Genomic DNA, 8,363 nt, shown 5'->3' with positions numbered 1-8,363 from the left:
AATCACACCTCAGCCCAAATTAATAGGTCCTGAGCCTAGCGAATGGCAGGGCACTTGTCGCAAGCGCTGTATCTGAAAGTGGCAATACGGTCCTGGGAGCTCACGTCCTTCAGGATGACGGGAATTGGCATTCCTTCGCAGTCGACACAATCCCCGGCGTCACCAGCGGCATCAATCCTGCCGTGAGTCCTCTTGGAGCCGATAGGTTCGTCATGGCTTGGGAGGATATCGAAGGGGCCGGACGCGTCATCCGCGCCCAAGTGTTCGACAGCAGTGGGCAAGCCGTCGGCAACGCTTTGAACTTCACCAAGCCGGACGGCACGCTCGAGGACACACCGGTTGTCAAGCAGCTTGCAGGCGGCGGGTTCGCCATTGCTTTCAAGGTTAGTGTCGGGGGCGACGACAACATCTATACTGCCGCCGTCGCGGCAGACGGTTCAGCCATAACGAACACCACCTATGTCGGCACCGGCACGGTCGGAGATCAATGGGACCCCTCGCTGATCACTCTTGCTGGGAACAACTATGCAGTGAGTTGGATGAGCGATACGAGCACTGACCCTCAGTTCATGGTTGAGGTTGTCGGCGTGTCCGGGACAGGAGGGTCGGGCGGTACTGGTGGTACCGGAGGAACCGGAGGCACGGGCGGCACCGGAGGCACGGGCGATCCAACCGTTGATACCGTCTGGATCGGGGCGGACAGCGGCGACACACGCACAGGAACCTCCGCCTCCGAAGTTTTCAAGGGCCTGGGCGGCAATGACCAGCTCGATGGCGGCTCAGGCGATGACAAGCTCTGGGGTGGCAAGGGCAAGGACACGCTGAAGGGCGGAGCGGGCAAGGACGTGTTCGTGTTCGACACGAAGGCGGCTCGCTCCAACAACGACAAGATCCTCGACTTCAAGGTGAAGGACGACACGATCTGGCTCGACAACAAGATCTTCACCAAGTTGGGCAAGAAAGGTTCAAGTTGGGCAAGAAAGGTTCGGAAGCGAAACCGTCCAAGCTGAACAAGAAGTTCTTCATCTCCGGCGAGAAGGCCAAGGACAAAAACGACTACTTGATCTACAACAAAAAGAAGGGTGCGCTCTATTGCGACGCCGACGGATCGGGTTCGAAGAAGGCCGTAGAGATCGCCTCCCTTTCCAAGAAGCTCGGCCTCAAGTACAACGATTTCAACGTGATTTAGCACGATCAATCGCCGCAAGCCGAGAGAGCACGCGCAACACGAAGTGCGCGCGCTCTCCTTTTTGGTCTTCCTACTCTCGCCGTAAGCTCCGACATCAAAAAATGGTTTCGGCTCACGGCCTGCTTCGTACGGCGGCAGAGGTCGATGCGTCGGGAACCGCGGAACATGTCCGGCAAACGGCACGTTCACAGATGCACGCGGGATCATGGTCATGGCGAAGCATCTTCAAGACTCTCGTTTCACTGGAAGTAATACATCTGCCGACGAGGAAGCGATCCCGCTGGCGGAAGAGGAGCTGCGGGTCGGCAAGCGGGAGGTCACCGACAAGGTTCGCGTCCGCACGGTCACCGACGTGGAGACCGAACTCGCTCACGCTTCGCTCATGTCGGAGAGCGTCGACGTATCCCGCGTTCCGATCAACCGCGTGGTGGAGCAAGCCCCCGAGGTCCGGACCGAGAACGACGTCACCATCGTTCCAGTGCTCGAAGAAGTCCTCGTGGTCGAGAAGCGGCTCGTCCTGAAGGAAGAATTGCACATCCGCCGGGGCGTCGAGACGGAAGACGTCGATGTTCCCGTGGAGCTTCGCAAGCAGCGCGCCGTCGTCGAAAGGATTCCTATCGACGGGGACGAGAGCGACAACACCGCGTGAACTCCGGCTATCAGCTTCGAATTCAGGGAACGAAGTGATCAGGCAGCCATTGGTTGTCAGTGCGCTCGTGACCGCGAGAGCGTTTGGAGCGCGGCATAAACCTTTCCGATTTGAGCATGGAGATTTCGACAATGGCCAAGACGGTAACCTGTCTCTATGGAAGCGAAGCCGAAGCTGCATCCATCGTTCGCCGGCTCGAGGATGCGGGCGTGTCGCAGGGCAAGATCAGCCTCTTCACCAATGCCGAGTCTCACCGCCTCTGGGAAGGCACGAGCGACATGTATGACGGCAGCTCGGCAATGCATGAGGGCGTTGCAAACTACCTTCGCGCGAACGGTGTCCCGGACAGCGACGCCCGGGCTTATGCCGAAGGCGTGCGCCGCGGCAACGCTCTCGTCGCCGTGCGCTGCGAGGACGCGGAAGTGGATCAGGTTGTCCGCATTCTCGACTCCGAAGGCGTCCTCGACATCGACGAGCAGCAGGAAGCCTGGCGCTCGGACGGCTGGATGGGATACGGCGCGGGCATGGCGGGCGTGGCCGATTCCGCGACGACGACCTCCGGCGTGCCGCAGATGCGGACCGAGACGGGCGACACGGATCGCGACGAGGTGATCCCCGTGGCCGAGGAAGAGCTGCATGTGGGCAAGCGCGAAATGGGCCACGGCCGCGTCCGCATCACCTCCCACGTGGTCGAGCGCCCCGTCGAGGAGCAGGTCACCTTGAGGCAGGAGCACGTGGATATCGAGCGCCGTCCGGTCGAAGGCTCGGCCCGCACCGGCGCCATGGGCAGCAATGACGATCTCTTCCGCGAGCGCAGCATCGAGATGGAGGAGCACTCCGAAGAGCCGGTCATCTCCAAGGATGCCCGCGTGACCGAGGAGGTCGTCGCCCGCAAGGACGTCGACCGGCGCACGGAGACCGTGTCCGACACCGTCCGCAAGACCGAGGTCGAGGTGGAGGACGAGCGCGGCAACCGCATCTCCCGGACCGGCACCCGGGACGACAACCGGTAACCAGCTCGGCGGAGCAGGAGACGACGCCCGGAGCATCCGCTCCGGGCGTTTCTCTTTTCAGACCCGGCTTACCGCCGCTCCCCGAAGAATTCCCGCAGCAGCGCAGCCGCCTCGCTCTCCCGGATGCCGCCATAGACCTCGGGCGCATGGTGGCAGGTCGGCTGCTGGAAGAAGCGGACGCCGTTGTCGACGGCTCCCCCTTTCGGGTCCTGAGCCGCGTAGTAGACCCGCCGGATGCGGGCGAAGGAGATGGCCGCCGCGCACATGGTGCAGGGCTCCAGCGTCACATAGAGATCGCAGCCGGAGAGCCGCTCGTCCTCCAGCGCCTCGCAGGCCCGGCGGATGGCAAGAAGCTCCGCATGGGCGGAGGGGTCGCGCAGGGCGCGGGGGGCATTCCCGGCCGAGGCGACGATGCGCCCGTCCTTCACGATGACGGCGCCCACCGGCACCTCGCCTCTCGCTGCGGCGGACTGCGCCTCGTCGAAGGCCACGCTCATGGGGTCGGCCTTTGCGGGATCGAACGACTTGGAACGGGCGTTATCCATTGTTCTCGCTTCTCTTCCTGTCCTCTGCTATCAGGCTCGCATGACCGACAGCAACGACGATAATCGAAGGGGCCGTCCACCCGGGCGCTCCGACCGCGGCCGTACCTCCGGTGACAGGCCCTTCCGCAAGCCCCGCGAGGATGGGGACCGCCCCTTCCGCGCCCGGGGTGGAGACGACCGCCCGCGCAAGCCCCGCGAAGGCGGCGATCGGCCTTTCCGCAGCCGCGACAATGACGAGCGGCCCCGCCGCCCGCGTCCCGAGGGCGGCGACCGGCCCTTCCGCAGCCGCGACAACGATGACCGCCCCCGCCGTCCCCGCCCTGAGGGCGGCGACAAGCCCTTCCGCGCCCGCCGCGACGACGGGGATCGCCCCTTCCGCGGCCGCAGCGGCGACGAGCGTCCCCGGCGTTTCGACCGCTCTGCCGAGGAGCGCCCGCGCCGCCGGCGCGAGGAGACCGTGGAGATCGCGGCAGGGCCTCAGGAGCCGGTCGAAGACCGGATCGCCAAGGTCATCGCCCGTGCCGGCATTGCCTCCCGCCGCGATGCGGAGGCGATGATCGCGGAGGGCCGCGTCACCCTGAACGGCAAGGTGCTGGACTCCCCTGCCGTCAACGTGACCGCCGCCGACAGGATTACCGTGGACGGGGAGCCCCTGCCCGCCAAGGAGCGCACGCGCCTGTGGCTTTACCACAAGCCCCGCGGCCTCGTGACCACGGCCCGCGACCCGGAAGGCCGCCCCACCGTGTTCGAGAGCCTGCCGGAGGATCTGCCCCGCGTGGTGGCGGTGGGCCGGCTCGACATCAATACCGAAGGGCTGCTGCTCCTCACCAATGACGGTGGCCTGGCCCGCGTGATCGCCCATCCGGATACCGGCTGGCTGCGCCGCTACAAGGTGCGCGCCCACGGCGAGGTCAATCAGGCCGATCTCGACCGGCTCCGCGACGGCATCACCATCGACGGCATCGATTACGGTCCCATCGAGGCGCGCCTCGACCGGGTGCAGGGCGACAACGCCTGGATCACGATGGGCCTGCGCGAGGGCAAGAACCGCGAGATCAAGCGCATTCTCGAGCATATGGGCCTGCAGGTGAACCGCCTGATCCGCATGTCCTTCGGCCCGTTCCAGCTCGGCGACCTCGAAGTCGGCCTCGTCGAAGAGGTACGGACCAAGGTTCTCAAGGATCAGCTTGGCGCGGCTCTGGCCGCGGAAGCCGGCGTCGATTTCGAGAGCCCCGTGCGCGAGCCCATCGCGCCCTTCGGCTCGACCGAGGAGGAGCGCGGCGATCGGGGCGAGCGCCCTGCCCGCGCCCGTCGCGACCGGGACGACGAGCGCCCGCGCCGCAGGCGCGGCGACGAGGCCAGGCCTTTCCGCTCTCGCGATGACGACCGTCGCGGACGCGAGGAGGAGGAGTCCAAGAAGCGCCCCTCCCGCCTCGAGGTGAAGAAGAGCGTCTGGCGCGCCGGGGAAACCGACGAGGACGCGCCGCGCAAGAAGATGCCGCGTCGCGGCGCGGATCCCAAGGCCGCCCGCGCGGTCACCGGAGAGCGCCAGCGCGAGCGCGTGGGCGCGATCACGTCCGGCGAAGGCCGCAAGGTCCGGGTGGAGCGCCTCGTGAGCGCGCCGAAGGATGAGGAGGCTCCCGCGCCGCGCAGGGGCCGTGGAGCCGCCGCATCCCGCAACGAGGAGCGCCCCCGCGGCGCGGGTCGCGGCGGGGCCGCGGCAGGACATGCGCGTGAGGGCGGCGAGCGCCCGCGCCGCCCGGGGGGCGACCGCCCGTTCGGGGCCCGCGAGGGCGGCGAGAAGCGCGCGCTCCAGCCGCGAGGCGATCGCCCGTTCCGCGCCCGTGGCGAGGACGATCGTCCCCGCCGCGGTCCTCCGCGAGGCGAAGGTCCCTCGCGCGGCGGGCCGAGAGGCGGCGCCGGCGGCGGGTTCAAGGGCGGCCCCCGTGGAGCCTCCAAGGGGGGCTTCAAGGGCGGCTCGAAGGGCGGATCCAAGGGTGGGCCGCGCGGCCGCCGCTGACAGGGGTTGAACCATGAGAATCGTGGGCGGGCGCTGGCGCGGCCGCTCGCTCAAGGGGCCGAGTTCGGACGCCATCCGCCCGACCTCGGACCGCCTGCGCGAGACGATCTTCAACATTCTCCAGCACGGCTACGACGATCCCCTCGAGGGCGCGCGCGTGCTCGACCTGTTTGCCGGCACCGGCGCGATGGGGCTGGAGGCGCTCTCGCGCGGAGCCGCCTTCGCGCTCCTCGTCGATGACGGCGCGCAGGCGCGCGGCATCATCCGCGAGAACGTGGAGACTTTGGGCGCGGGCGGCGCAACCCGCCTCTTCCGCCGCGACGCCACGCGCATGGGCGATGCTGCCCCCAATGCTCCCTTCTCCGTCGTCTTCTGCGATCCGCCCTACGGCAAGGACCTCGCGCCGAAAGCCCTGCGCGCCTGCGCCAATGGCGGCTGGCTCGTGCCGGATGCACTGGTGATCGTGGAAGAGGCGCAAGACGTCGAGGTCACGCTGCCGGGGCGCTTCGAGGAGATCGAGCGGCGGGATTACGGAGAGACCAAGGTGGTGTTCGGGCGGTTCAGGGAATGAACGCTTCGTCCGACCGCGTCATCATTTCATAAGAAGCTTGTCCTATTGGCGATTCTGCATAACATTGCGTCACCACGCCGAAGGGCGCCATTCTTTTCGACTGCAGTGAAAGATCGCCATGGCCGAACCGTCTCTCTGGGGATCCGCCTTCTCACTTCCGTCCGTGATCGGCCTCCCGCGCATGACGCCGCTCAGCAACGGCACCTTTCTGGTTCTGGGCAAGACCGGGACATATCCCGCTTTCACACTCACAGCCTGGATCTACAATGCGGATGGATCCCTGGAGGCCAGACAGGACCTCGACGTTCCGGATCACGAGGTGCCGGGCGTCTATGGAGACTTGGAGATCCCTGCCATCGATCCGATGGCGGTGGAGCTGCCTGACGGTCGGATTGCGATCACCTGGACCGTGAATACGCCCAGCTCCGGGAACACCTACGTGGCCCCTTGGATGTGCATCTACAGTGCCGATCTGACGCCGATCGGCCTCACGAAACCGGTTTTCGATCCGGTCTCTGGCGCTAGGGATTATGCGGAATCCATCGTCGCGCTTGACGACGGAACATTGGTCATCAGCGCCCGCAACGAAAAGGACAGCCACGCCTATTTGCGCGTCTTCAGCCCGGACGGTATGCGCTCGGCTGCATTGGACTTGGGCTCGGCCGGTGGCTCTATGCCGGGAATCGCTCTGACTGACGTTGCCGCGCTGGCCAATGGCAATGTCGCCGTGGTGGTGCGCGAAGACACGTCGTCTCTCAAGGGCTACGTGCTCACACCATCTGGTGTCGGCGGTCCAGCTCTGTCAACGCCCTTTTCCATTTCGACAAGCCCGTCCCCCATCAAGGAAGAGATCAAGGTCACCGGCCTCGAAGGCGGTGGCTTCGTCGTGACGTGGATGGAGCAAGGCCCGGACGGAAGCCCCGACTTCAATGCCTTCTTCAGAATCTACAAGCCGGACGGTACACCTTTATCCGATGGGAAGCCCGTTTCGACTCTCGGATTTCCAGACCTTCTCTCCGCCGGTCATTCCAATGTGCTGTCACTGCCGGGCGGCGGCTTTGCCGTGGCTTACGAGAAGGCAACAGGACATGTCGGCGGCGTGCCGGGATTTGAGGTCCATCTTGCGACCTTTGACGAGCACGGCGCACGTGTGAGCGACGACCTCCGTGTCAGCCAAGAGGCAACGACTGCATCCATCGATCTGCACGAACTCCACCTCCTGGCGGATGGACGAATCGTCGTCCGTCACTCGCAGGGGGTGCAGATCGTCGATCCGCGCGACAAAGCTGTTTCGCTGGCGGGTACACCAAGAGACGACCAGTATATCGGCACGTCGTTCAATGACGGGATGAATGGCGGCGATGGAGCCGACTCTCTCGTCGGCGCCGCAGGCAACGACATGCTGAACGGTGGAGGAGACAACGACACGCTCTTCGGCGATTCAGGTGCAGATCATCTGAACGGCGGCAGCGGCATCGACTTCATTTCCTTCGCCAACGCCAAAACCGGCGTGACGGCGGGCCTTTCGAGCGGTTCGGGGGGCGATGCGGCGGGTGACGTATATACCGGTATCGAGGGCCTGCTTGGATCGTCATTCCGTGACGCTCTCACCGGCAACGGCTCTGCCATCCTCATGGGGCGCCGCGGCAACGACAGCTACTATGTCAGGAGCAGGGACAGTGTACGGGAGAGCGCCGGCGAGGGCCAGGATACGGTAATTGCCCGCGGCAGCTACACGCTGCGTTCGGATGCCGACATCGAGGTGCTGAAGCTGTCCGGCGTATCCGCCAAGAAGTCGGCCAGTCTGACCGGATCGGATACTGCCAATGAGATCATCGGGCATGCCGGCACGAACAGGCTGAAGGGCCAGGGCGGCGACGACGCGCTCAAGGCTTCCTCGGGCAATGATCGGCTCTACGGTGGCTCGGGCGACGACACGATCTGGGGCGGGTCGGGCAACGACAAGCTCTACGGCCAGTCCGGCCGGGACGTGTTCGTCTTCGACAAGAAGCCGGCCAGCACCAAGAACGTGGGCCGGATCGTCGACTTCAGCTCAAAATACGACAGTATCTACTTGGCCGATAAGGTCTTCAGGAAGATCGGCTCCGGTTCGGAGAAGAAGCCCAAGAAGCTGAAGAAGGCGTTTTTCGAGGTGGGCTCCGAGGCCGACGACCGGAACGACCACATCATCTACGACAAGAAGAAGGGCGTGCTCTACTACGATGCGGACGGCACCGGATCGAAGGAGCAGGTGAAGATCGCCACCCTCTCCAACAAGGCCACCCTCAAGTACCACGACGTCTTCATCATCTGACGGGATGGCACGCACGAAAGTACGCCGGCGGCGCGCGCAATTTGCCCCTGCGTCACGCGAAG

8 protein-coding genes are annotated in these 8,363 nt (G+C 65.3%); 7 read left to right on the top strand and 1 reads right to left on the bottom strand.

Annotated features, from left to right (window positions below; translation table 11 throughout):
• Positions 1–212: 212 nt before the first annotated feature.
• From LG661_RS15255 to LG661_RS15240, 4 genes are all read left to right on the top strand, one after another.
• The gene (locus LG661_RS15255; protein ID WP_230532753.1) at positions 213–1,010 is read left to right on the top strand and encodes a calcium-binding protein; all 798 of its coding nucleotides are present in this window, start codon (positions 213–215) and stop codon (positions 1,008–1,010) included.
• Positions 971–1,189 (top strand): hypothetical protein, encoded by a 219-nt coding sequence (locus LG661_RS15250; RefSeq protein WP_230532752.1) that lies wholly within the window; start codon positions 971–973, stop codon positions 1,187–1,189. Before LG661_RS15255 ends, LG661_RS15250 begins: the two co-directional genes overlap by 40 nt.
• Before the next feature lie 211 nt (positions 1,190–1,400).
• On the top strand, positions 1,401–1,838 hold the full coding sequence (locus LG661_RS15245) for a YsnF/AvaK domain-containing protein (protein ID WP_230532751.1): 438 nt from the start codon (positions 1,401–1,403) through the stop codon (positions 1,836–1,838).
• A gap of 131 nt (positions 1,839–1,969) precedes the next feature.
• Complete coding sequence (locus tag LG661_RS15240; protein WP_230532750.1) at positions 1,970–2,851, top strand: YsnF/AvaK domain-containing protein; 882 nt, start codon at positions 1,970–1,972, stop codon at positions 2,849–2,851.
• Positions 2,852–2,919: 68 nt separating this feature from the next.
• Here the strand turns inward: LG661_RS15240 and LG661_RS15235 are convergent, their stop codons facing one another.
• Complete coding sequence (locus LG661_RS15235; RefSeq protein ID WP_230532749.1) at positions 2,920–3,396, bottom strand: nucleoside deaminase; 477 nt, start codon at positions 3,394–3,396, stop codon at positions 2,920–2,922.
• Positions 3,397–3,436: 40 nt separating this feature from the next.
• Between LG661_RS15235 and LG661_RS15230 the strand changes: the two genes are divergently transcribed.
• From LG661_RS15230 to LG661_RS15220, 3 genes are all read left to right on the top strand, one after another.
• Positions 3,437–5,416, top strand: a complete 1,980-nt coding sequence (locus LG661_RS15230; RefSeq protein WP_230532748.1) for a pseudouridine synthase — start codon at positions 3,437–3,439, stop codon at positions 5,414–5,416.
• 13 nt (positions 5,417–5,429) lie between these two features.
• The gene (gene rsmD / locus LG661_RS15225; RefSeq protein ID WP_230532747.1) at positions 5,430–5,987 is read left to right on the top strand and encodes a 16S rRNA (guanine(966)-N(2))-methyltransferase RsmD; all 558 of its coding nucleotides are present in this window, start codon (positions 5,430–5,432) and stop codon (positions 5,985–5,987) included.
• A 118-nt stretch (positions 5,988–6,105) separates the two neighbouring features.
• Positions 6,106–8,301: a calcium-binding protein gene (locus LG661_RS15220; protein WP_230532746.1), complete on the top strand. Its 2,196-nt coding sequence runs from the start codon at positions 6,106–6,108 to the stop codon at positions 8,299–8,301.
• Positions 8,302–8,363 lie beyond the last annotated feature (62 nt).

Source organism: Microvirga roseola (genome assembly GCF_020866965.1).
Lineage (GTDB): Bacteria > Pseudomonadota > Alphaproteobacteria > Rhizobiales > Beijerinckiaceae > Microvirga > Microvirga roseola.
Note: the sequence above shows the minus strand (reverse complement) of the source record. Positions and strands in the feature narration are given on the sequence as shown.